Source organism: Ruminococcus flavefaciens AE3010, from assembly GCF_000526795.1.
GTDB lineage: Bacteria > Bacillota > Clostridia > Oscillospirales > Ruminococcaceae > Ruminococcus > Ruminococcus flavefaciens_D.
On the sequence record NZ_JAGT01000001.1, the window covers coordinates 2076418 to 2098832 of the forward strand.

Here is a 22415-nt window from a genome sequence, read left to right on the forward strand (position 1 = left end):
GTTTTTCTTCGGGGAACATAATATGAAAAGGCTAAAATGTTTAATACCGCTGCTGATAATGATAGTCAGCCTCCTTGTAATGCCTGTAAACGCATACGCCACCGAAAAGGATTTCGGCAATTATGCAGGTGACGAGGATTTCAGCTATGACAGCAACTGGCAGGTGGAAGAAGAAAAGCCTACCTCTGCCCAGTATACAGGCAGCAATTCCGATAGCAGCGACGACAGCAGCTGGTTCAGCTGTGACGGCTGTACCATGTGCAGCTCAAAAGCGAGATGAAGTTCTGGCTATACTGGCGGCAATAATCGTCATAATCGTGGGAGTTGCCCTTTCATCGCTGAAGGACTCTATCAAGAGAACTATCGACTATCACCGCAAGCCTAAGAAGAAAAAAGAGCCCGAGCCCGAGGACGACGCTACGGGCGCTATAGTCAGCGGCAGCGAGGTCAGCGAAAAGTTCATGACCTATGAATGGACGCTGACAAGAACTACAGGCGTAAAGACCAAGATCTCCGCGGGAGTCACGCCCCAGACCTGTCCTCACTGCGGCGCTCATGTAGACGTGAACCAGACAGCCGAGTGTCCGTTCTGCGGCTCTGTAATAACCACAGATACATTTGACTGGGCTATTGACAATATAACCGCACTTTCGCAAAAGACAAAATAAGCACAGATTGCCGAAAAGTCTGTTCTAACTAATAATGGGATCCCAAAGGGAGTATACTCCCTTTGGCGGAGTCCAGAGGCAGCGCCTCTGGTGGGCTTGGGCAAAGCCCAACATACGTCAGGCGCTTCGCAAGGGGTGAATTTCAAAACAGTCCGGTGGACTGTTTTGAAAGAGGGGACGCCTTGCAAGTGAAGGCGTCCCTTGATAAAATCGAAGTTTTTTAAATCTTAGGCTTCCGAAATATCTCGGGAGCCTTATTGTTAGGGGGGATAAATATGAAGCTTCTTATCTGCGACGATACCGCCGCTCTGGGCAGACTTCTCGCTCACAGACTGATAAATATGGGTATACCCTCGGAATGCTGCCGCGGCAGTCTCTCGGTCATGGCTGAAAAGCTCGGCAGCGGCGGATACAATGGCATAATACTGTTCGCATACCGCCCCGACGAGAAGCTTCTCGGCTTCATAGGCTCCGCCCACAGCAAGGGAGTATCAGTATTCGCGGGACTTTACACTTCTCTGACAAGCGTCCGCAGAAGCTTTCTCAGCGCAGGTGCGTTATACTGCTTCCGTATGCCATTCTCTGTCAGCAGCCTTTGCCGCATGGTCATGATGCGCATTGACGCTCCCCCTGAGCTCCTGCCGCAAATAGAGGTATTCCTTGAAGAAGCAGGCTTTCCGAGACAGCTGGGCGGCTTCTGCTGTCTGGCTAAAGTATGCGAGCTGTGCATAAATGCTCCCGAAAGGATATGGGGCGGCATGAGCGGTATCTATGAGGAAACGGCAGAAGCCTTTCACACCACCGCCGCCGCTGTGGAACGCTCCCTCCGCAGTCTCGGTGCAAATGCAGCCGTCAGCGGTGCTCTGTCACGTCTGACCGACCGCAGATTTACCCAAAAGCCCACAAATACCGAGCTCATTTGTGCCGTTTGTGACGCATTTTTTCGTCAACCCGACAAATAAACAGCTCCGCATTTGTGAATTTGTCAAAAATTATCTCACATATTCAAAAAATGGTTATTTTTGATTGACATTTTGGTAAAACTGAGTTATAATAAATTTAATACATTTCAAAGCTCCGACATGATGTTTTCAAGAAGATTAAGCGCGTGGGGGAAGGAATAATGCTGAAAGACATGATCCCCTTTTGTTCCCGCAGGTCTTTCAGATGCAGTATTCATATTTCGCGTGGAAGCATTATCCGAAAGGACGGAGCACAATTAAATACTTTCTTTGCGAAAGGCGCAAATAAGGGGAAGTATATGTTTTATACGGAAGGAAGGTATTAACACATGGCTAACGAAAAAAATCCAAAGGTCTTAATAGTTGACGATGATAAGAACATCTGCGACCTCCTCAGACTTTACCTCGAAAAGGACGGCTACAGTGTCCTTCTTTGTCATGACGGCGACGACGCTGTTGTAAAATTCAAGGCTCTGAGCCCTGATATGGTGCTCCTTGATATCATGCTGCCCGGCAAGGACGGCTGGCAGGTGTGCCGTGAGATCAGAAAGATCTCAAACGTTCCGATCATAATGATTACAGCAAAGGGCGAGACTATCGACAAGGTTATCGGTCTCGAACTGGGTGCTGATGACTATATCGTAAAGCCCTTCGACGCAAAGGAGGTCATTGCGCGTATCAACGCAGTTACACGCCGCGTGGGTACAGGCATGGCTGAGCCCGAGCAGAAGGAAGTACACTATGACAAGCTCTCTGTAAATATGGACAGCTATGAGCTCAAGGTAAACGGCAAGAATATCGATACTCCGCCTAAGGAGCTGGAGCTTCTCTATTACCTTGCATCAAATCCGAACAGGGTTTATACCCGTGACCAGCTTCTTGACGAGGTATGGGGCTTTGAGTACTACGGCGACTCAAGAACCATCGACGTTCATATCAAGCGTCTCCGTGAAAAGCTTGAGGGCATCTCCGAAAAGTGGACTCTCAAGACAGTATGGGGCGTTGGCTATAAATTTGAAGCAGAGGAAGAGGAATAATTCTTCAAGGGGACGTCTGTCCCCTTGTTTTGTATAGAGGTGATACCCTTGAAAAGCAAAAAAAGCTCATACGATAAGCTCTTTATATTTCTCGTTCTCATAATGCTGTCAGTAAATATCCTCATAGGTATTGCGGCAATAACTGTCAGCTCTTCCTTGTATAAAACGTCAAAGCTCCGCGACTTACAGTCCATAGGCGACCTTTTCACAAAATCCATGCAAAAGGACTTCGCAGAGACCCGCGATACACGTTCTGCCAATATAAAAAGACTTCATGAGGTATTCTCCCGTGAATACCACCTGATGATATATATTTACGACGAAAACGGCAACTGCGTCCTCTCTGACGCCGACTACAACGAAGAACCCAAAAAAGTAGTCAAGAACAGCTCGAAAATATCCGAAGCTGAGCTTGAAAGACTCAGCAGCAAGGATTTTCTCAACCTTGAAACGAAGAATATCTCCGCTGACGAGCCATATATGCTCTACGGCACATGCTTCTTCCTGAAGGCGGAAAACGACCTTGTGCCTACCAGAATGTTTGCCAAATTCTATACCAAATCCGACGATATCAATTCATTTTCCGTAAAGATAACCATTATATACTCGCTGATATGCGCTCTGAGCATACTCATTCAGCTTTTCGTCATCAGGCATAAATTCAAAAAGCTTTCAAATTACGAGAACGAATTCAAACGTATCAGTGAACAGTATGCAAGGCGAGATTTCTCGGAAAAGATACCCACTGATGTACCCTATACCACTCCCGAGATAGCAGACTACGTAAACGCTGTCGCTGCGGACGTCGCCAAAAGTGAAGAGACCAGCAAGACCTTTATTGCCAATGTATCCCATGAGCTGAGAACTCCTATCACCACCATAGGCGGCTTCGTAGACGGTATACTTGACGGTACTATCCCCAAGACAAAACAGAATGAGTACCTTGTACTTGTCTCAAAGGAGATAAAGCGTCTGAGGATCCTTATTTCCTCAATGCTCAATATGTCACGTTTTGAAACAGGTACGCTCCGTCCGAATTTCCGCGACGTTAACCTTACAGAGATAGTAATACAGACCGTTCTCATGTTTGAGAAAAAGATAGAGGACAAGCACCTTGAGGTAGAGGGTCTTGGAAGCGACCGCATGACCTGCGAGGTTGACGCCGACCTTATCCAGCAGGTAGTATATAACCTGGTGGAGAATGCCGTTAAGTTCGTAAACGACGGCGGTATACTCTCGTTCCGCTTTGAGCGTTCAGTAACGGGTATGTGTACCATCGGCATAAAGAACACGGGCGAGGGCCTGAAAAATACCGAGATAACTCAGGTATTCGACCGCTTCTACAAGACAGACTCGTCACGCGGCAAGGATACAACAGGACTCGGTCTCGGTCTTGCCATATCAAGAAAGATAGTTCATCTCCACCACGGTCATATCGTTGTTAAGAGCGTGTACGGAGAGTATACCGAGTTTCTCATTCAGCTGCCCGAGAAGCAGCCCAAAAGGAAAGGATAAACAATGGACGAAAACAACAACTACAATAATTCTCCCTATGGGAGCAATTATCAGCAGCCCTATGTCCCCAAGCATGAAAAGCCCTCTGAGGAGAGAAGCTTCGGCGGTATGCAGGGAATAAATGAGCCTGACAGGTTCGGCAGTCCGACGCCTCCGCCGCCGACTCAGAATAACTATTCTCAGAACAGCGGCTACGGGCAGCCAAGCGGCTATGATCAGTCAGGCGGCTATGCTCAGCCCCGCAGTAATTACAGCCGTCCAAGTCAAAATAACTACGGTCAGTACAATAATAACAGTCAGAACAGCTTCGGTCAGCAGGGCTATAATAACAGCGGCTACAACCAGCAGCAGCCCAAACGTCCCGTTTACGACCGCTTTATGTATGAGCCCATTGGTTTCGAGGAGCTTGACCGCAGACAGAACAACACGGACGACTTCGGCTTATCAGAGAAGAAAAGCCGTCCTACCGGTGAAAAGACTATTGCGGCGCTGTTTCTCATACTTGTGATCATAGCAGGAGGAATATCCATATTCGGTATAATCCACGACATCGTCAAGAGCGATGAGATAGTGGACAAGATAGGCAATCCCCAGCAGGTGGTGCTCTATAAGGAGTCAAAGCCCAAGGGCGCCAACGATGAGGAAAACTTCAGGGACGAAAAAGGCAAGTATACTCCCGAGGGAGTTGCATCTCTGGTAAAGCCCTCTATCGTAAAGATATACACCTATGCCGATTATTCGTCGTATATTGCAAAAAAGACCGAGGGTACCGGCTCGGGCATAGTTCTCAACGAGGACGGATATATCGTCACAAATGCCCATGTCTTAAAGGCTGACGGCTACCATAAGGTTGAGACCAATGACGGCGACTTCTATGACGCAAAGATCATAGGCAGAGACGCTAAGACCGATATCGCCGTTGTCAAGATCAACGCAAAAGGACTCACCCCTGCTACCCTTGGCGACTCCGATGAAGCTATGGTAGGCGAGCAGGTCATCGCTATCGGCAACCCCGCAAACCTCTCCAATACCGTTACTGACGGTATCGTTTCAGCTGTGAACCGTAAGATACGCAGCGACTCCACAGGCTTTGAGATGAACTGCATACAGACCAACGCCGACATCAGCCCAGGAAACTCGGGCGGTGCACTGGTAAATATGTACGGTCAGGTAATAGGTATCACCTCTTCAAAGTACGTCAGCGCAGAATTTGAGGGCCTTGGCTTTGCTATCACCATCAATGAAGCCTCTCCCGTTATTGAGGAGCTCATAAAGAACGGCTTCGTGGCAGGCAGATTCCGTATAGGTATCAGGCTCCGCGGTATGGACACAGAGGCACAGCGAAAGGCTATCGAAGAGGTGCTGGGCTATGAGCTTCCCAAGGACTTTAAGGGCGTTTATATCGACAGCATCGACAAGGACAGCGATATAGCCAATACCGAGCTCAAGGCAGGCGACTTCATCATCGAGATAAACGGCAAGACCGTCAGCACCTACGACGAGCTCTATGACACCATAAGCAGCCAGTACGAGGCAGGCGACACTGTTCCCGCTGCCTGCGCTCATGTGGATAAGGACGGCAATATAGACTATTACACCATTGAGTTCAAGCTCATGGAGGACACCTCGGGCAACTACTGATCCCGAAGCTTCTTTGGGCGCTTTGAATTGACACCTGCAACTCCCCCTGCTGCACCGAATACGGTAAGCAGGAGGAGTTTTTTTATGCCCGTGATCTCTCCCGAAATACTGAACGCCGCAGCTGCAATGACGATATACATAACAGCTCCGCAGAGCGAGCCCCCGAAAAGTCCCTTTCTGCGGCGGTATTTGCCGTAGATGTACGCTCCCGTGTAAGCGCCGAATGAAAGAGCTGCGCCTGCAAATGCTCCTGCCATAGACATATCCCTCATAACATAAAACAGCAGCGCCGCAAGTAAAGCAGCGGCAGCCAATGTACAACCAAGTCCCAGCAGAACCGCCGCAGCCACGCTCAGCCCACTGTTTGTCCAAAGACTTCTTCTGTGTCTGCGCATAAAAAAGACCTCCGCCATAGAATCCTTATGAATTCTATGCGGAGGTCTGTTATTTTATTCTTCTTCGTCTTCCTTCTTTTTCTTAGACTTCTTATCCTCGGCAGTATCATCAACAACTGCCGCAGTCTCAAGACCTGAAGTCTTCTTGCCGCCTGCCTTGGCTTCCTTCATGCGCTCCATAGCGGTAACGTTCTCGGTGATAGCCCAGTTCTTGATTCTGAGCTTGTGCTTAGCGCCGCCTGTCTCGATAACGACTGTATCCTCGCCAACGCTTACAACGATGCCGACGATTCCGCCGCCTGTAACTATCTCGTCGCCTACCTGAAGGCTCTGCTGCATTTCCTTGAGCTCCTTGTCGCGCTTCTTCTGAGGTCTGATAGCAACGAAGTAGAGCAGTGCGAACATGATAACGAGAGGAATGAGCATACCGCCCATGCTTGCACCTGCGCTCATCTGACCTGTTCCCTGACTGTTAGCTGCGCCCGCAGCGTCGTCAGCGAAAGCGTTCATAGCTGAAACTCCTGCCATAGCAGCTGTAGCCACAGCGGCAGCAAGAGATGATAATATCTTCTTATTCATAATGATTCTCCATTCGTTTTATTTGTATTTCATACGTTTTTTATTATAACACGTTATTTAAAAAAAAGCAAGCCCAACGGCTAAAAATCTGCCATAAAACTTATTTATGCCGTAAAAAAATAACCTATGAATAGGATTCCAAAGGGAGTATACTCCCTTTGGTCAGGTCAAGGGTTACTCCCCACAGGGTGGGGAGATGTCGCAACGCGACAGAGGGGACGGACCCGATTAGGGGGACAGCCCTTGCGGGGATCGGGGCAGCGCCCCGAATACGTAAGGCGCTTCGCAAGGGGTGAATTTCAAAACAGTCCAGTGGACTGTTTTGAAAAAGGGGACGCCTTGCAAGTGAAGGCGTCCCCTCAGAGAACAAGCATAAAAAAGCCGCTCCCGAAAGGGAACGGCTTTCTGGTAATATCTGCGATCAAACGAGCTTGATGATAGCCATTTCAGCAGCGTCGCCGTGGCGAGGACCGATCTTTATGATCTGTGTGTAACCACCGTTTCTCTCTGCATACTTTGGAGCGATCTCGTCGATAAGCTTCTTAGCAACGGACTCCTTAGTGATGTAAGAGAATACCTGACGCTTGGAGTGCAGATCATCATTTTTACCGATAGTGATCATTTTTTCTGCAACTGCACGAACTTCCTTTGCTCTTGTTACGGTAGTTTCGATCTGACCGTTCTCAAGCAGGAAAGTTACCATGCCTCTGAGCATAGCCTTTCTATGATCAGATGTTCTGCCCAGTTTTCTTGTACCCGGCATTGTATTCACTCCTTTTTATAGTTGTGCGCTATACGCACGTTATATGGTTTATTCCTCTTCTGAAGAAAGGTCAAAGCCCAGTGACTGGAGCTTCTCCTTGACTTCGTCGAAGGACTTCTTTCCAAGGTTTCTAACCTTCATCATTTCTTCCTCAGACTTATTGATCAAGTCATCTACGGTATTAATACCTGCACGCTTCAAGCAATTGAATGAACGTACAGATAAGTCAAGATCCTCAATGGTCATCTCAAGGATTTTCTCCTTACCCTTCTCGTCCTTTTCAACAAGGACCTCAGCAAGTCCAGCCTCTTCTGAGAGGTCGATGAACAGCTTCAGATGCTCGTTGAGGAGATTGGCTGCCTGTGACAGAGCTTCCTTAGCGGAGATAGTACCGTCTGTCCATACCTCCATGGTAAGCTTGTCATAGTCGGTGACCTGACCGAGTCGCGTATCCTCTACGGTATAATTTACCTTGAGGACAGGAGTATATATGCTGTCTACAGCGATAACATCAACTGGGAGGTTGATCTGCTTCTTGTTTCTTTCTGCGGAAACATAGCCTCTTCCTCTGTCGATAGTTATTTCCATATAGAGCTTTGCGTCCTTACCCAGTGTAGCGATGTGCATACCGGGATCGAGGATATTAACCTCAGAGTCGGTTTTTATATCGCCTGCTGTAATTTCACATTCGCCCTCTGCCTCAACATACACTGTCTTAGGTCCTTCACCGTAAAGCTTTGCGGTCAGTCCCTTGATACTGAGGATTATCTCCGTAACGTCTTCTTTAACGCCGGGGATAGTTGACAACTCATGGTGAACTGTACCATCCTTGCCCGAAAGCTTTACAGATGTTACAGCTACGCCAGGAAGTGAGGAGAGCAGCACACGTCTGAGGCTGTTTCCAAGTGTAATACCGTATCCACGCTCCAGCGGTGCTAAAACGAATTTGCCGTACTTGCCGTCGCTTTTGAGTTCGACGATCTCAATATCAGGCTTATTAATTTTTTCCAGCATAAAAACCCTCCTATTTCGCAATTAATGTTGTTTTGATAAACTGAATCTTCAAGTAGATCAAATTGATTACTTGGAGTACAGCTCGACGATGAGGTGAGTAGCTACCTCGTAGTCAATATCCTCAGCTGAGGGAAGACGATTTACTGTAGCAGAGAAGTCGTCCTTGTTAGCAGTGAGCCATACAGGAACGAGTCTGTCCTTAGTCTCTTCTACTGTTGCCTTGAACTTATCGGAAGTTCTGTCCTTTTCTCTGAGGGCGATAACGTCGCCAACCTTAACTCTATAGGAAGGAATGTTTACCTTCTTGCCGTTTACTGTATAGTGGCTGTGTACAACGAGCTGTCTTGCTTCTCTTCTTGTGAGAGCGAGGCCCATTCTGTAAACAACACTGTCGAGTCTGGATTCGAGAACGGTGAGAAGATTGTCACCGGCCTTGCCTTCCATCTTTTCAGCGATTGAGAAGTAGTGTCTGAACTGCTTCTCGAGCACGCCGTAGATAAACTTCAGCTTCTGCTTTTCCTTGAGCTGGAGTCCGTATTCAGATATCTTCTTTCTGTTGTTAGCGTTCTTGAAACGGATAGATTCCTTCTTTGAAACGCCCATTACAGCGGGGCTGATGCCCAGGTATCTGCACTTCTTAAGAATTGGTTCTTTCTGTACTGCCATATTATTACACCTCCAATTTGATCAGACACGACGTCTCTTAGGCGGACGGCAGCCATTGTGCGGGATAGGTGTTACGTCCTTGATCATTCTAACCTCAAGGCCTACGGTCTGAAGTGCTCTGATAGCTGCTTCACGGCCTGCACCGGGTCCCTTTACGTATACTTCAACATTCTTGAGGCCGTGCTCCATAGCTGCCTTTGCAGCTGTCTCAGCAGCTGTCTGAGCTGCGAAAGGAGTGGACTTCTTTGAGCCTCTGAAGCCGAGTTCGCCAGCGCTTGCCCAAGAGATAGCGTTTCCGGCTGTATCTGTGATCGTAACGATCGTGTTATTGAAAGTGGACTGGATATGAACAGCGCCGCTCTCGATATTCTTACGTTCTCTACGTCTTCTGACAGTAGTAACTTTTTTACCCTTCTGCTGTGCCAAAGCTCATGACCTCCTTACTTCTTCTTGTTAGCGATAGTCTTTACAGGGCCCTTGCGGGTTCTTGCGTTTGTCTTTGTTCTCTGACCTCTTACGGGGAGACCCTTACGGTGACGAACGCCTCTGTAGCAGCCTATTTCAACAAGTCTCTTGATGTTAAGAGCAACTTCACGGCGGAGGTCACCCTCAACTGTGTAATGCTCATCGATATAGTCACGAAGCTTAGCTACATCCTCTTCTGCGAGATCCTTAACTCTTACGTCAGGATTTACGCCTGTTGCTGCGAGGATATTTGTTGCAGTCTGACGACCGATTCCGTAGATATAAGTGAGACCGATTTCGATTCTCTTATTCTTTGGAAGGTCAACACCGGCTATTCTTGCCATATTAAAATTGCACCTCCATTAATGCGACGGGGATTAGCCCTGACGCTGCTTATGCTTTGGGTTTTCGCAGATAACCATGATTCTGCCTTTACGTTTAATAACCTTGCACTTTTCGCAAATAGGTTTTACTGAAGGTCTGACTTTCATTGAAAATACCTCCTTATAGCGGATAACGGATATACTTGATATCCTATATTCATTACTTAACGCGCCATGTTATACGGCCTTTTGAAAGGTCGTACGGTGACATTTCAAGCTTTACCTTGTCACCAGGTACGATTCTGATATAATTCATTCTGAGCTTACCCGAAACGTGAGATAATACCTCATGTCCGTTCTCAAGCTGAACCTTAAACATTGCATTTGGCAGAGCGTCAGTAACAACGCCCTCGACCTCGATTACATCTTCTTTTGACACCTTGCATAACCTCCTTTACTCAGCCTCGCTGAACTGTTTCAGCATATTCCTGAGTTTTTTATCAGTTATATCGTTTACATCGATCATACTGTTTGTAACGCGGATATGTTTTATATTCTTTCGCTTGGGGCTTGCCAGCTTTCTGGTCTTGCCGTCTGCGATGAGACAATACTTTTCATCGGCTTCCACGATAACGAAGTATCCTCCGCCGTCGCGTCCTGCCTCCGCTCTTACAACAGAGCCTTTAAGCAGCTTCACAATTTTGTCCTCCGTCAGGGCTGTGTCAGTATAACGGGACCGTCAGGAGTTATTGCGATCATATGCTCAAAGTGAGCTGAAAGTGAACCACTTTTCGTAACGACTGTCCAATTGTCCTTCATGACTTTTACGTCGTCGCCCTTGACATTTATCATGGGCTCAATGCAGATAGTCATACCCGCTACCAGTCTGGGTCCGTGACCTGCCTTACCCCAGTTCGGTACTTCGGGTGATTCGTGAACCTCTCTGCCGATTCCGTGGCCGCAGTAATTTCTTACGATTCCGTAGCCTCGTGAAGCACAATACTCTTCTACAGCATGAGAAATATCTCCGACTCTTGCGCCAACCTGAGCCTGAGCTATGCCCTCGTAAAGGCTTTGCTCTGTAACCTCAAGCAATGCTTTAGCTTCATCAGAAATTTTACCCACAGGGAAGGTCCAGCAGCTGTCGCCATTGAAGCCCTTATAAGCAGCTCCCGTGTCGATGCTTACTATATCGCCCTCTTTTAACCTGCGGCTCGCCTTAGGGATACCGTGGATTATCTCCTCATTTACTGAGATACAAGCGTTTCCCGGGAATCCATAAAGCCCTTTAAAGCAGGACTTGCTGTCGTGACGAGCGAAGTACTCGCCGATCAGCTTGTCAACATCGAGTGTTGTCATTCCCGCCTTTAATCTTTCGCCCGCATACCATATTGCGCCGCAGGTTATCCTACCTGCTTCACGCATTATGGCTAATTCGGACTTCGATTTGATAGTTATGCTCATTACTTCTCTACCCCTACTGCTGCCAGTGTGAGCTTTGAAGTTTCAGCAACCTCTTCCTGACCGATAACAGTGACGAGCTTGCCCTGCTTCTCGTAGTAGTCCTTGAGAGGAGCTGTTTTTTCGTGGTATGTTGCGAGTCTGTCCAGAACGACCTCCGGCTGATCGTCCTTACGAACGATAGTCTTGTCGCCGCACTTGTCGCAAACGCCGTCTACCTTAGTAGGCTTGTATTCGATGTGGTAAGAAGCTCCGCAGCCCTGGCAGACTCTTCTGCCTGAAACTCTCTGCTTGATAGTCTCATCGGGAACGTGGATCTCGATTACCTTATCGATCTTGATGTTCATCTTGTCGAGAGCCTCTGCCTGAGGAACCGTTCTCGGGAAACCGTCAAGGATGAAACCGTTTTTGCAGTCGTCCTCAGCGATCCTCTCCTTCAGGATACCGATAACGATATCGTCAGAAACGAGAGCGCCTGCGTCCATAGCAGCCTTAGCTTTGAGACCGTACTCTGTGCCGTTCTTAGCAGCCTCGCGGAGAATATTGCCTGTTGATATCTGAGGAATATTCAGAGCATCGGAAACTACCTCAGCCTGAGTACCCTTGCCTGCGCCGGGAGCGCCTAAAAAGATAAGGTTCATATGTCGGTCCTCCTTTTACTGTAAGAAGCCCTTATGATGACGCATCATAAGATGTGATTCAAGTGTTCTTGTTGTTTCAAGCGCAACTGATACTGCGATAAGGATAGTTGTACCGCCCATTGAAAGTGTTCTCAGCTGCTCATCTGCCATTGAGATGAAGATCGGGATAATAGCGATGATGCCGAGGAAGATAGCACCCACGAGAGAGATCTTGTTGAGTACTCTCTGAATGTAGTCAGATGTGGGCTTACCGGGTCTGATACCGGGGATACCGCCGTTTGACTGACGAAGGTTGTTTGCTATCTCAACAGGGTTGTACTGTATCGATACGTAGAAGTAGTTGAACGCAATGATGAGCAGGAAGTAGATAACTGCATATCCCCAGCTTCTTGTGCTGAAGAAATCGCAGAACTTAGCATAGAAGCTTCCGTCGTGCGGATTCTGCTTGATTATCTGTATAGCTGATGGAAGAGACATAAACGACATAGCGAAGATGATAGGCATAACACCGCTCATGATAACCTTTATCGGGATATGTGTCTTCTGACCGCCGTACTGCTTTCTGCCGACTACGCGCTTAGCGTACTGTATCGGGATACGTCTTTCAGCCTCGTTCATATAAACGATGAAAGCGATCTCTGCGATAATAAAGAGATAGTATGCAATAGTTACCCAGAGGTACTTACCGTTTTCACCCTTCTGGATACTATTCTTTGTAAGTGTGATAAGAAGTGCAGCGTCGGTGGGGAATCTTGCCGCGATACCGGCAAAGAGGAGAATGGAGATACCATTTCCGATACCCTTGTCGCTGACTCTGTTACCCATCCAAACAACGATGAGTGCGCCTGCAACGAAGCAAGCGATGATAACGAAGGCTGCAAATAAGCCCTCGCCGCCGCTCATATATTTAAGAGCGTGCTGACTTGTGCCGTCTGCACTTTCAACATTCATACGCTTGAGTGTAAGGTAGTAAGCGAATGACATGAACACAGCAAGGAACATAGCCACAACGGCTGTGATCTTGTCGATCTTCTTTCTTCCCTCTTCGCCCTCGTCGCGCATACGCTCGAGAGGAGGCAGTGCATAGGTGAGCAGCTGCATGATGATGGAAGCGTTGATGAATGGTGTTATTGAAAGTGAGAAAACGGTTGCCTGCGACATAGCGCCGCCGGTGATGGTGTTCATGTAATCGAGGAAGCCGCCGTCCGATGCGTTTGTATCCATCCAGGACTTTACGACATCTGTATTAAGGAAAGGAACGGCTACTGCACATCCGAATCTGAACAGTATGATCATGAGTAATGTGTATAAGATCTTTTTGCGTATCTCGGGTACACCCCACGCCTTTCTCAGCGTCTGAAACACATTACATCACCTCAGTCTTTCCGCCTGCCTTTTCTATCTTCTCAACAGCGCTCTGTGAGAATTTTGCAGCTTTAACTGTCAGCTTAGCGGTAAGCTCTCCATTTCCAAGGATCTTTACTCCGTCATAAACCTTCTTTACGAGACCTGAAGCAATGAGGAGTTCTGTGTCAACTACTGTGCCGTCCTTGAACTTGTTAAGATCGGAAACGTTAACGATAGCATACTTTGTAGCGAAGATGTTGTTGAAGCCTCTCTTAGGGATTCTTCTTGCGAGTGGCATCTGACCGCCTTCAAAGCCGATTCTTACTCCACCGCCGCTACGAGCCTTCTGGCCCTTGTGACCCTTACCGGCTGTCTTGCCGTTACCCGAACCGTGGCCTCTGCCTATACGCTTTACAGCCTTGTTGGAATCGAGTGCAGGTGTTAATTCATGAATTTTCATATCGTTGCACCTCCTTGTTTACGCTTCTGTAACCTCAACGAGGTGTGAGATCTTCTTGATTTTTCCGTTTGTCTGCTCATTGTCGGGCTGTGTTGTTACGTCTCCGACTTTTCTCAGGCCAAGTGACTGAGCAGTAGCGATCTGGTCCTGCTTTCTACCAATGAGGCTCTTTACGAGCTTGATATTCTTTGCCATTTCTTACTGCCTCCTTAACCTAAAATTTCCTTAACAGACTTGCCTCTCTTAGCAGCAACATCCTTAGCGGAAGTGCAGTTTACGAGACCGTCGATTGTAGCTCTTACTACGTTGCAGGGATTATTTGAACGAAGTGACTTTGTTCTGATATCCTTGATACCTGCTACTTCGATAACGGCACGAACAGGACCACCTGCGATAACACCGGTACCGGGAGCAGCGGGCTTCATAAGAACTCTGCCTGCGCCGAAAGCGCCTACGATTTCGTGGGGGATTGTAGTTCCCTTGAGAGCAACCTTTACAAGGTTCTTCTTTGCGTCCTCGATGCCCTTACGGATAGCATCCGGAACTTCTCCTGACTTTCCGAGTCCGAAGCCTACAGTACCATTTCCGTCACCAACAACTACCAGTGCGGAGAACTTCATGATACGTCCGCCCTTAACAGTCTTTGATACACGGTTGATAGCTACGACCTTCTCAACGAACTCAGGAGCCTGTGTTTCAATATTAGCCATTGTTTTACCTCCCTCTTAGAACTTTAATCCGTTTTCACGTGCACCCTCTGCGAGTTCCTTGACTCTTCCGTGGTAGAGGTAGCCGCCTCTGTCGAAAACTACTTCGCTGATTCCCTTATCAGCTGCGTTCTTAGCGATCATCTCGCCGACCTTGCGAGCACCCTCAACGTTGCCGCCGTTGCCCTCAAAGCCCTTATCCATGCTTGATGCAGAAGCAAGAGTAACGCCGTTTACATCATCGATGAGCTGAGCATAGATGTGCTTTGTTGAACGGAACACATTGAGACGGGGACGCTCGGGAGTTCCTGAGATCTTTGCACGAACTCTGCGGTGTCTCTTTAATCTTGCCTTATTGCTGTCAAATTTCTTTATCATAGCAATTTGCTCCTTCTAATTACTTCTTACCCTTACCGGCTTTACCTTCCTTGCGGATGATATGCTCGCCTTCGTATCTGATACCCTTGCCCTTGTATGGCTCAGGTGGACGCTTTTCGCGTATTTCAGCTGCAAACTGACCTACAGCCTGCTTGTCGATACCGCTTACGATGATCTTGTTTGGCTGAGGAACGTCAAGCTTGATAGCGTCTGTTTCCTCAAGTACAACAGGATGTGAGTAACCAAGGTTAAGTGTTACCTTGTTGCCGCTCTTTGCAGCACGGTAGCCGACACCCTCGATCTCGAGAGTCTTTGAATATCCGTTTGTTACACCCTCAACCATGTTGTTGATAAGTGTTCTTGTAAGACCGTGAAGTGCGCGGTGACGCTTGTCGTCGCTTGGTCTTGTTACTGTTAAAGTACCGTCCTCAACGCTGATGCCGAGTTCAGGACTGAACTGTCTTGAAAGCTGACCCTTTGGTCCCTTTACAGTGATAAGATTGTTTTCGTTCTTGATCTCTACACCTGCAGGAACGCTGATGGGCATTTTACCGATTCTTGACATGATCGATATCCTCCTTACCAGATGTATGCGAGGACTTCGCCGCCGACATTGAGCTCTCTTGCCTTCTTGTCAGTTACGATTCCCTTTGAAGTTGAAACGATTGCGATACCAAGGCCTTTTCTTACCTTTGGCATATCTGCGCAGCTTGAATAGATACGCAGACCGGGCTTAGAAACTCTTCTAAGGCCTGTTATAACGGGAGACTTGTTGTCGCCGTATTTAAGCGTGATCCTGATAACACCCTGCTTTCCGTCTTCGATGAGCTGGAAGCCCTTTACATAGCCCTCATCTACGAGGATCTGTGTGATGTCCTTCTTTACTCTTGAAGCGGGAACGTCAACAGTGGCGTGCTTTGCAGTATTCGCATTGCGAATTCTTGTTAAAAGATCAGCGATTGTATCAGTTATCTGCATGCCGAATGACCTCCTTCTTGTATTTTACCAGCTTGCCTTTTTAACACCAGGAATCTGACCGTCGTGTGCAAGCTCTCTGAAACAGATACGGCAGATGCCGAACTTTCTGAGATATGCGTGCGGTCTGCCACAGATCTTACATCTGTTGTAAGCTCTTGTGGAATACTTGGGAGTTCTCTGCTGCTTATTGATCATTGCCTTCTTAGCCATTTCTATTCCTCCCTGATTACTTGATGAACGGAGCGCCCATAAGTGAAAGGAGCTCTCTTGCCTCTTCATCGGTCTGTGCTGTTGTGATGAAGTTTATATCCATACCTCTTACCTTGTCGATCTTATCGTACTCGATCTCAGGGAAGATAAGCTGTTCCTTGATACCTGTGGAATAGTTGCCCTTGCCGTCGAATGAGTTTGCACTGATTCCTCTGAAGTCACGTACACGTGGGAACGCAACGTTGAAGAGCTTGTTTACGAACTCATACATTCTCTCGCCTCTGAGGGTTACTTTTACGCCGATGGGCATTCCCTCACGGAGCTTGAAGTTAGCAATTGACTTCTTTGCTCTGCAGATTACAGGCTTCTGACCTGTGATTGCTGCCAGATCGGTCATGATAGCGTCGATGACCTTTGCGTTGTCCTTTGCTTCACCTGCGCCGACATTGATGATCACCTTGTCGAGCTTCGGGATCTGCATAACACTCTTATAGCCGAACTTCTTCATAAGTGCAGGAGCAACGTCGCTAACATAAAAATCCTTTAAACTTGCCATGTCGTTTCTCCTTTACTATTATTCAAAAGACTTTCCGCACTTCTTGCAAACGCGGAGTTTCTTGCCGTCCTCTACAACGTGTCCAACTCTTGTGGGCTTGCCGCACTTAGGGCAAACGAGCTGTACCTTGCAAGCGTAAACGGGAGCCTCTGTCTTGATGATGCCGCCCTTTTCGCCCATTCTTGTAGGCTTTACGTGCTTTGTGATCATGTTGATTCCCTCAACGATGACCTTGTTCTCCTTAGGGCTTACTTCTACGACCTTACCTGTCTTTCTGTCGCCCTTGCTGTCGAACTTATCCTCGTATTTGCCGGTGAGAAGGATTACAGTGTCACCGGTTTTAACGTGTAAATTATTCATAATCGAATGACACCTCCATTAAAGAACTTCAGGGGCAAGGCTGAGGATCTTTGTGTATTCCTTTTCACGGAGCTCCTTAGCAACAGGTCCGAAAATACGGGTTCCCTTGGGGTTCTTGTCTTCCTTAATAATAACAGCAGCGTTCTCATCGAAACGGATGTAAGTACCGTCCTCTCTTCTGAGACCCTTTGCTGAACGAACGATAACTGCCTTTACAACATCGCCCTTCTTTACAACGCCTCCGGGTGTTGCTTTCTTTACTGAAGCAACTACTACATCGCCGATATTTGCATATCTTCTGCGTGTACCTCCCAGAACTCTGATACACATAAGCTCCTTAGCGCCTGTGTTATCAGCGACTTTAAGATAAGTCTGCATCTGTATCACAGCGAGTTCCTCCTTTCAAGCTTTAAGCTTCTATCAAAATTACTTAGCCTTTTCAATGATATTTGTTACACGCCATCTCTTATCCTTTGAAAGCGGACGTGTTTCCATAACCTCAACGCGGTCACCGATTCTGCACTCATTGTTTTCATCGTGAGCCTTAAGCTTAACGGTACGCTTGATGATCTTCTTATAAAGCGGGTGTTTAACGTTATCAACGATAGCAACTACGACGGTTTTATCCATCTTATCGCTTACAACCTTACCTACTCTTGTTTTTCTAAGGTTTCTCTCAGTAGACATTAGCTAAATCCTCCCTTTCTTACTGCTGTGCAGCAAGCTCTGCCTCACGCAGAGATGTCTTGATGCGTGCAATATCCTTCTTTACAGCCTTGAGTCTTGCTGTATTATCAAGCTGATTGATTGCCAGCTGAAAGCGGAGAGCGAAGAGCTCTTCCTTGAGGCTGGCGAGCTTCTCGTTGAGCTCATCAACTGACATTTCTCTGATTTCTGATGCCTTCATTACTGCTCAACCTCCTGCTCTGCTTTAGATACGAATTTACACTTGATAGGAAGCTTGTGCATAGCGAGACGCATAGCTTCTCTTGCAGTTTCCTCAGGTACGCCCTTGATCTCGAAAAGTACACGGCCCGGTTTAACTACTGCTACCCAGAACTCAGGAGCACCCTTACCTGAACCCATTCGTACTTCAGCCGGTTTCTTAGTTACTGGCTTGTCAGGGAATATCTTGATCCAAACCTGACCGCCTCTCTTGATATAACGTGTCATAGCGATACGGGCAGACTCGATCTGGTTGGATGTGATCCAAGCAGGCTCAAGTGCCTGAATACCGTAATCACCGTATGCTACAAAGTTTCCTCTGCATGCCTTACCCTTCATACGTCCTCTGTGGACTCTGCGGTATTTAACTCTCTTTGGAAGCAGCATTACTGGTTACCTCCTTCTCTTTTAGCGTCACGATTGAAATTTCTGTTTCCGCCTCTTCTGTTGTTGTTTCCGTCACGCTTGTCGTCACGGCGGCGTCTGTCATTATTTCTTGTATCGTTCTTTCTCTCGAGCTTTTCTCTCTGAGCAGCAGCCTTAGCAGCATCGCCCTTGAGAACCTCGCCCTTATAGATCCAAACCTTTACGCCAAGCTTGCCGTATGTTGTATCAGCCTCAGCGAAACCGTAGTCGATATCAGCACGGATAGTCTGGAGCGGGATAGTACCCTCGTGGTAGCTCTCGCTTCTTGCGATCTCGGCACCGGCAAGTCTGCCTGAAACCTTGACCTTGATACCCTTTGCGCCAAGACGCATTGTTCTGCCGATCGACTGCTTCATAGCTCTTCTGAAAGATACTCTGTTCTCGAGGTCGAGAGCGATCTTTTCAGCAACGAGCTGGCTGTCCATATCAGGCTGCTTAACTTCAATGATGTTGATGAAAACCTGCTTGTTCATCATCTTCTCGAGCTGTGCTCTGAGCTTCTCGATCTCTGCGCCGCCTCTGCCGATTACGATACCGGGCTTAGCGCAGTGGATGTGGATTCTGACCTTATCAGCAAAACGCTCGATCTCGATTCTTGGAACACCTGCAGCGTACAGGCTCTTCTTGATGTAGTTACGAACGTTGTAATCCTCTACGAGGGCATTGCCGAAATCAGACTTGTTTGCATACCAACGAGAATCCCAATCCTTTATAACGCCGACACGAAGACCGTGTGGATTAACTTTCTGGCCCATTATTCAAACCTCCTTGGGATTATTCTTTTTCCTTGAGAACGACTGTGATGTGTGAAGTTCTCTTTAAAATTCTATATGCTCTGCCCTGTGCTCTCGGCATGATTCTCTTCATGATAGGTCCCGGTGTAACGAAGCACTCTGAAACCACGAGATTATCCTTATCCATGCTGAAGTTGTTCTCAGCATTTGCCTGAGCGGACTTAACAAGCTTTGCAACGATAGGACTTGCAGCCTTAGGAGTAAGATCTAAAGTAGCTAAAGCGAGATCAACAGGCTTGTTTCTGATAAGATCCAGTACGATCTGCACCTTTCTGGGTGATATACGAGCATTTCTTAAATAAGCTCTTGCTTCCATCTCTGAGCTCCTCCTTCCGCTTATTTCTTACCGTTGTTAGATGTCTTTGAGCCTGCGTGGCCCTTGTAAGTTCTTGTAGGAGCAAACTCGCCGAGCTTGTGACCTACCATATCCTCTGTTACATATACCGGAACGTGCTTGCGACCGTCATGTACAGCGAATGTGTGACCAACGAAGTCAGGGAATATTGTTGATGAACGGCTCCATGTCTTGAGAACCTTCTTCTCGCCTGCTTCATTCATTGCAACGACCCTCTTCAGGAGAACTTCCTGGACATAAGGTCCCTTTTTGATGCTTCTGCTCATTTAATCAGTTCCTCCTTTCAGATTACTTGCCGTTGCGGCGCTTTACGATGAACTTGTCAGTTCTGTGATGCTTCTTACGAGTCTTGTATCCAAGTGCAGGCTTGCCCCAAGGAGTAACAGGTCCGGGACGTCCTACAGGCGACTTACCTTCACCACCACCGTGTGGGTGATCGCATGGGTTCATGACAGAACCACGAACAGTAGGTCTCCAGCCCATGTTTCTTACACGGCCTGCCTTACCGAAGTTTACGTTCTCGTGATCGATGTTGGAAACCTGACCGATAGCAGCCTTACAGCTGATCGGAACCTTTCTCATCTCGCCTGAAGGAAGTCTTACGAGAGCGTAGTTGTCTTCCTTACCCATGAGCTGAGCCTGGTTGCCTGCGCTTCTTACGAGCTGAGCGCCCTTGCCGGGATAAAGCTCGATAGCGTGGATGAATGTACCAACAGGGATATCAGCGAGCTTGAGAGCGTTGCCGGGCTTGATATCGGCCTCAGCGCCTGACTCGATCTTGTCGCCTACCTTGAGTCCGTTAGGAGCAAGGATATATCTCTTCTCGCCGTCCTCGTACTCAACGAGTGCGATGAATGCGCTTCTGTTAGGATCATACTCAAGAGTCTTAACAACTGCGATCATATCGTCCTTGTCTCTCTTGAAGTCGATTATACGGTACTTTCTTCTGTTACCGCCGCCTCTGTGGCGAACTGTTATACGGCCGTAGCTGTTTCTTCCCGACTTCTTCTTCATTGGTTCGAGAAGGCTCTTCTCCGGCTCAACCTTTGACAGAACCGAGTAGTCAGTTACAGTCATCTGACGTCTCGAAGGTGTCGTAGGCTTATAAGTCTTTATAGCCATTTTAATTTCTCCTTTAATGCATTTTTTGCGGGAGCATTACTCCCATAACTCTCTTACTTATTTAATAGGGGATCAAACCATGCCCTCGAAGAACTCGATAGCCTTTGAATCCGCTGTAAGAGTAATGATAGCCTTCTTCCAGTCTGCTGTCTTGCCGACGAATCTGCCGACTCTCTTCTGGCGGCCGTTGCAGTTCATTGTGTTTACCTTAGCGACCTCTACGCCGAAGAGCTGCTCAACAGCCTTCTTTATCTCGGACTTGTTAGCGTCCTTAGCTACCTTAAAGGTGTACTTTCCTGTCTGGAGATCGTCCATTGACTTCTCAGTGATTACAGGCTTAAGAATGATATCCTGAGCTGCTTTCATTATGCGTACACCTCCTCGATCTTGCCTACTGCATTCTTAACAATGATGAACTTGTCATAGTTGAGAATGTCGTATACATTAAGTGTATTTACAGCAGCAGTCTTAACACCTGGGATGTTAGCTGCGCTCTTGATCACCTTTGAATCTGCCTCAGCTGTTACGATGAGAGCCTTGCCCTCAACGCCGAGAGCCTTGAGCATATCAACAACTGTCTTTGTCTTGTAATCCTCAAGTGTGAGAGCATCAAGAACGATCATGTTGTTATCGATCACCTTTGTAGAAAGCGCAGACTTCATAGCAAGTCTCTTCACCTTCTTGTTAAGTGAATAGCTGTAATCTCTGGGCTTAGGACCGAGAGCTATTCCTCCGTGTACCCACTGAGGAGCACGGATAGAGCCCTGTCTTGCATGGCCTGTACCCTTCTGTCTCCAGGGCTTTCTGCCGCCGCCGCTTACTTCTGTTCTTGTAAGTGTGGACTGTGTGCCCTGTCTCTGGTTTGCAAGGTAATTAACAACTGCAGCGTGCATAACGCCTTCGTTGGGAGTGATTCCGAAGATCTCGTCGTTAAGCTCTGTCTCGGAAACCTGCTTACCTGTCATATCAAATACTGAAATTGTAGACATATACGCTTCCTCCTTCCTTAAGCCTTAACGCTGTCAACGATATAAACGATACCGCCCTTAGGACCGGGGATAGCGCCCTTGATAGCGATGAGATTGTTTTCAACGTCTATTTTAACGATCTCGAGATTCTGTACAGTTACCTGCTCAGCACCCATGTGACCTGCCATGCCCTTGCCCTTGTAGATTCTTGAAGGGGATGAGCAAGCACCCATTGAACCTGCCTGTCTGTGAACAGGGCCTGTACCGTGAGTTTCCTTGAGTCTGTGCTGATTGTGGCGCTTGATAGCACCTGCGAATCCCTTACCTTTGCTTGTGCCGACAACGTCGATAGCGTCGCCTACAGCAAATGTATCAGCCTTGATGATGTCGCCTACGTTAAGAGCGTCGCAGTCAGCAAGTCTGAACTCCTTGAGTTCCTTCTTGCAAGCAACGTCAGCCTTGTCGAAGTGACCCTTCATAGGCTTGTTAACTCTCTGTACCTTTACGTCGCCGTAGCCCAGCTGAAGTGCTGCATAACCGTCGTTCTCTACAGTTTTCTTCTGTACAACGACACATGGGCCGGCTTCTACAACTGTTACAGGAACAACTTTTCCTGCTTCGTCGAAGATCTGAGTCATACCGATCTTCTTACCGATAATGCCTTTCTGCATTTTCATTT

General features: G+C 47.6%; 39 protein-coding genes. 6 read left to right on the top strand and 33 right to left on the bottom strand.

The genetic code is table 11. The features are described 5' to 3' along the window. Nucleotides 1-22 precede the first annotated feature (22 nt). The 6 genes from N774_RS0108940 (at nt 23) to N774_RS18250 (ending at nt 5823) form a co-directional block, all read left to right on the top strand. Nucleotides 23-280 (top strand): hypothetical protein, encoded by a 258-nt coding sequence (locus N774_RS0108940; RefSeq protein ID WP_024860918.1) that lies wholly within the window; start codon nt 23-25, stop codon nt 278-280. Beyond that, nucleotides 243-668, top strand: coding sequence for a hypothetical protein (locus tag N774_RS0108945; RefSeq protein ID WP_155250382.1), 426 nt, complete (start codon nt 243-245; stop codon nt 666-668). Before N774_RS0108940 ends, N774_RS0108945 begins: the two co-directional genes overlap by 38 nt. A 275-nt stretch (nt 669-943) precedes the next feature. Beyond that, a complete protein-coding gene (locus N774_RS0108950; protein WP_024860920.1) occupies nt 944-1630 on the top strand; it encodes a sporulation initiation factor Spo0A C-terminal domain-containing protein in 687 nt (228 codons plus the stop codon). A gap of 329 nt (nt 1631-1959) precedes the next feature. After that, on the top strand, nt 1960-2667 hold the full coding sequence (locus N774_RS0108955; RefSeq protein ID WP_024860921.1) for a response regulator transcription factor: 708 nt from the start codon (nt 1960-1962) through the stop codon (nt 2665-2667). Between the two features lie 39 nt (nt 2668-2706). Further along, entirely contained in the window at nt 2707-4182 is a 1476-nt protein-coding gene (locus N774_RS0108960; protein WP_242836667.1) for a sensor histidine kinase, read from the top strand. 3 nt (nt 4183-4185) lie between these two features. Next, nucleotides 4186-5823, top strand: coding sequence for a S1C family serine protease (locus tag N774_RS18250; RefSeq protein ID WP_051463390.1), 1638 nt, complete (start codon nt 4186-4188; stop codon nt 5821-5823). Here N774_RS18250 and N774_RS0108975 read toward each other — a convergent pair. The 33 genes from N774_RS0108975 to rplC all read right to left on the bottom strand — a co-directional run bounded on the left by N774_RS0108975 (nt 5817) and on the right by rplC (nt 22407). Beyond that, nucleotides 5817-6218 carry a TIGR04086 family membrane protein gene (locus tag N774_RS0108975; protein ID WP_024860925.1) on the bottom strand — a complete coding sequence of 134 codons (402 nt, stop codon included), beginning with the start codon at nt 6216-6218 and terminating at the stop codon, nt 5817-5819. The two genes, N774_RS18250 and N774_RS0108975, sit on opposite strands and share 7 nt — an antisense overlap. Before the next feature lie 54 nt (nt 6219-6272). Continuing rightward, nucleotides 6273-6797, bottom strand: a complete 525-nt coding sequence (gene yajC, locus N774_RS18255) for a preprotein translocase subunit YajC (RefSeq protein WP_024860926.1) — start codon at nt 6795-6797, stop codon at nt 6273-6275. A gap of 421 nt (nt 6798-7218) precedes the next feature. Then, on the bottom strand, nt 7219-7560 hold the full coding sequence (rplQ, locus tag N774_RS0108990) for a 50S ribosomal protein L17 (protein ID WP_024860928.1): 342 nt from the start codon (nt 7558-7560) through the stop codon (nt 7219-7221). Between the two features lie 48 nt (nt 7561-7608). Continuing rightward, nucleotides 7609-8574, bottom strand: a complete 966-nt coding sequence (locus N774_RS0108995; RefSeq protein ID WP_024860929.1) for a DNA-directed RNA polymerase subunit alpha — start codon at nt 8572-8574, stop codon at nt 7609-7611. A 66-nt stretch (nt 8575-8640) separates the two neighbouring features. Beyond that, on the bottom strand, nt 8641-9240 hold the full coding sequence (gene rpsD / locus N774_RS0109000; protein WP_024860930.1) for a 30S ribosomal protein S4: 600 nt from the start codon (nt 9238-9240) through the stop codon (nt 8641-8643). Between the two features lie 21 nt (nt 9241-9261). Then, entirely contained in the window at nt 9262-9666 is a 405-nt protein-coding gene (gene rpsK, locus N774_RS0109005) for a 30S ribosomal protein S11 (protein WP_024860931.1), read from the bottom strand. Nucleotides 9667-9680: 14 nt separating this feature from the next. Beyond that, complete coding sequence (gene rpsM / locus N774_RS0109010) at nt 9681-10049, bottom strand: 30S ribosomal protein S13 (protein WP_024860932.1); 369 nt, start codon at nt 10047-10049, stop codon at nt 9681-9683. A gap of 33 nt (nt 10050-10082) precedes the next feature. Further along, the gene (gene rpmJ, locus N774_RS0109015; protein WP_009984964.1) at nt 10083-10196 is read right to left on the bottom strand and encodes a 50S ribosomal protein L36; all 114 of its coding nucleotides are present in this window, start codon (nt 10194-10196) and stop codon (nt 10083-10085) included. A gap of 52 nt (nt 10197-10248) precedes the next feature. Then, nucleotides 10249-10467, bottom strand: a complete 219-nt coding sequence (gene infA, locus N774_RS0109020) for a translation initiation factor IF-1 (RefSeq protein ID WP_009984966.1) — start codon at nt 10465-10467, stop codon at nt 10249-10251. Nucleotides 10468-10482: 15 nt separating this feature from the next. Then, nucleotides 10483-10725 (bottom strand): KOW domain-containing RNA-binding protein, encoded by a 243-nt coding sequence (locus N774_RS0109025; RefSeq protein WP_024860933.1) that lies wholly within the window; start codon nt 10723-10725, stop codon nt 10483-10485. Nucleotides 10726-10739: 14 nt separating this feature from the next. Next, entirely contained in the window at nt 10740-11492 is a 753-nt protein-coding gene (gene map, locus N774_RS0109030; protein WP_024860934.1) for a type I methionyl aminopeptidase, read from the bottom strand. Next, entirely contained in the window at nt 11492-12130 is a 639-nt protein-coding gene (locus N774_RS0109035; RefSeq protein ID WP_024860935.1) for an adenylate kinase, read from the bottom strand. Before N774_RS0109035 ends, map begins: the two co-directional genes overlap by 1 nt. A 15-nt stretch (nt 12131-12145) precedes the next feature. Further along, the gene (secY, locus tag N774_RS0109040) at nt 12146-13495 is read right to left on the bottom strand and encodes a preprotein translocase subunit SecY (RefSeq protein ID WP_024860936.1); all 1350 of its coding nucleotides are present in this window, start codon (nt 13493-13495) and stop codon (nt 12146-12148) included. A 1-nt stretch (nt 13496) separates the two neighbouring features. Beyond that, complete coding sequence (gene rplO, locus N774_RS0109045; RefSeq protein WP_024860937.1) at nt 13497-13937, bottom strand: 50S ribosomal protein L15; 441 nt, start codon at nt 13935-13937, stop codon at nt 13497-13499. An 18-nt stretch (nt 13938-13955) separates the two neighbouring features. Further along, nucleotides 13956-14132, bottom strand: a complete 177-nt coding sequence (gene rpmD, locus N774_RS0109050) for a 50S ribosomal protein L30 (protein WP_024860938.1) — start codon at nt 14130-14132, stop codon at nt 13956-13958. A gap of 14 nt (nt 14133-14146) precedes the next feature. Further along, nucleotides 14147-14647 carry a 30S ribosomal protein S5 gene (gene rpsE, locus N774_RS0109055; protein WP_024860939.1) on the bottom strand — a complete coding sequence of 167 codons (501 nt, stop codon included), beginning with the start codon at nt 14645-14647 and terminating at the stop codon, nt 14147-14149. Between the two features lie 15 nt (nt 14648-14662). Continuing rightward, nucleotides 14663-15022 carry a 50S ribosomal protein L18 gene (gene rplR, locus N774_RS0109060; RefSeq protein ID WP_024860940.1) on the bottom strand — a complete coding sequence of 120 codons (360 nt, stop codon included), beginning with the start codon at nt 15020-15022 and terminating at the stop codon, nt 14663-14665. A 19-nt stretch (nt 15023-15041) separates the two neighbouring features. Beyond that, nucleotides 15042-15587 carry a 50S ribosomal protein L6 gene (gene rplF, locus N774_RS0109065; RefSeq protein ID WP_024860941.1) on the bottom strand — a complete coding sequence of 182 codons (546 nt, stop codon included), beginning with the start codon at nt 15585-15587 and terminating at the stop codon, nt 15042-15044. Nucleotides 15588-15601: 14 nt separating this feature from the next. After that, complete coding sequence (gene rpsH, locus N774_RS0109070; RefSeq protein ID WP_019680111.1) at nt 15602-16000, bottom strand: 30S ribosomal protein S8; 399 nt, start codon at nt 15998-16000, stop codon at nt 15602-15604. A 24-nt stretch (nt 16001-16024) separates the two neighbouring features. Then, nucleotides 16025-16210, bottom strand: a complete 186-nt coding sequence (locus N774_RS0109075) for a type Z 30S ribosomal protein S14 (RefSeq protein ID WP_009984979.1) — start codon at nt 16208-16210, stop codon at nt 16025-16027. 16 nt (nt 16211-16226) lie between these two features. After that, entirely contained in the window at nt 16227-16766 is a 540-nt protein-coding gene (gene rplE, locus N774_RS0109080) for a 50S ribosomal protein L5 (protein ID WP_024860942.1), read from the bottom strand. Nucleotides 16767-16784: 18 nt separating this feature from the next. Further along, a complete protein-coding gene (gene rplX / locus N774_RS0109085; RefSeq protein ID WP_024860943.1) occupies nt 16785-17126 on the bottom strand; it encodes a 50S ribosomal protein L24 in 342 nt (113 codons plus the stop codon). An 18-nt stretch (nt 17127-17144) separates the two neighbouring features. Continuing rightward, nucleotides 17145-17513, bottom strand: coding sequence for a 50S ribosomal protein L14 (rplN, locus tag N774_RS0109090; RefSeq protein WP_009984984.1), 369 nt, complete (start codon nt 17511-17513; stop codon nt 17145-17147). 39 nt (nt 17514-17552) lie between these two features. After that, nucleotides 17553-17813, bottom strand: coding sequence for a 30S ribosomal protein S17 (gene rpsQ, locus N774_RS0109095; protein ID WP_019680108.1), 261 nt, complete (start codon nt 17811-17813; stop codon nt 17553-17555). Nucleotides 17814-17832: 19 nt separating this feature from the next. Beyond that, entirely contained in the window at nt 17833-18033 is a 201-nt protein-coding gene (gene rpmC, locus N774_RS0109100) for a 50S ribosomal protein L29 (RefSeq protein ID WP_019680107.1), read from the bottom strand. Beyond that, nucleotides 18033-18458 carry a 50S ribosomal protein L16 gene (gene rplP, locus N774_RS0109105; RefSeq protein WP_024860944.1) on the bottom strand — a complete coding sequence of 142 codons (426 nt, stop codon included), beginning with the start codon at nt 18456-18458 and terminating at the stop codon, nt 18033-18035. Before rplP ends, rpmC begins: the two co-directional genes overlap by 1 nt. Beyond that, a complete protein-coding gene (gene rpsC, locus N774_RS0109110; RefSeq protein ID WP_024860945.1) occupies nt 18458-19252 on the bottom strand; it encodes a 30S ribosomal protein S3 in 795 nt (264 codons plus the stop codon). The genes rplP and rpsC overlap by 1 nt, the downstream gene beginning before the upstream one ends. A 19-nt stretch (nt 19253-19271) precedes the next feature. After that, on the bottom strand, nt 19272-19607 hold the full coding sequence (gene rplV, locus N774_RS0109115; RefSeq protein WP_019680104.1) for a 50S ribosomal protein L22: 336 nt from the start codon (nt 19605-19607) through the stop codon (nt 19272-19274). 20 nt (nt 19608-19627) lie between these two features. Beyond that, a complete protein-coding gene (rpsS, locus tag N774_RS0109120) occupies nt 19628-19912 on the bottom strand; it encodes a 30S ribosomal protein S19 (protein ID WP_009984992.1) in 285 nt (94 codons plus the stop codon). Nucleotides 19913-19934: 22 nt separating this feature from the next. Continuing rightward, nucleotides 19935-20768, bottom strand: coding sequence for a 50S ribosomal protein L2 (gene rplB / locus N774_RS0109125; RefSeq protein WP_024860946.1), 834 nt, complete (start codon nt 20766-20768; stop codon nt 19935-19937). A gap of 72 nt (nt 20769-20840) precedes the next feature. After that, on the bottom strand, nt 20841-21134 hold the full coding sequence (gene rplW / locus N774_RS0109130; RefSeq protein WP_024860947.1) for a 50S ribosomal protein L23: 294 nt from the start codon (nt 21132-21134) through the stop codon (nt 20841-20843). Next, entirely contained in the window at nt 21134-21757 is a 624-nt protein-coding gene (gene rplD, locus N774_RS0109135) for a 50S ribosomal protein L4 (protein ID WP_024860948.1), read from the bottom strand. Before rplD ends, rplW begins: the two co-directional genes overlap by 1 nt. A 17-nt stretch (nt 21758-21774) precedes the next feature. Then, nucleotides 21775-22407, bottom strand: coding sequence for a 50S ribosomal protein L3 (gene rplC, locus N774_RS0109140; protein WP_024860949.1), 633 nt, complete (start codon nt 22405-22407; stop codon nt 21775-21777). Between the last annotated feature and the right edge of the window lie 8 nt (nt 22408-22415).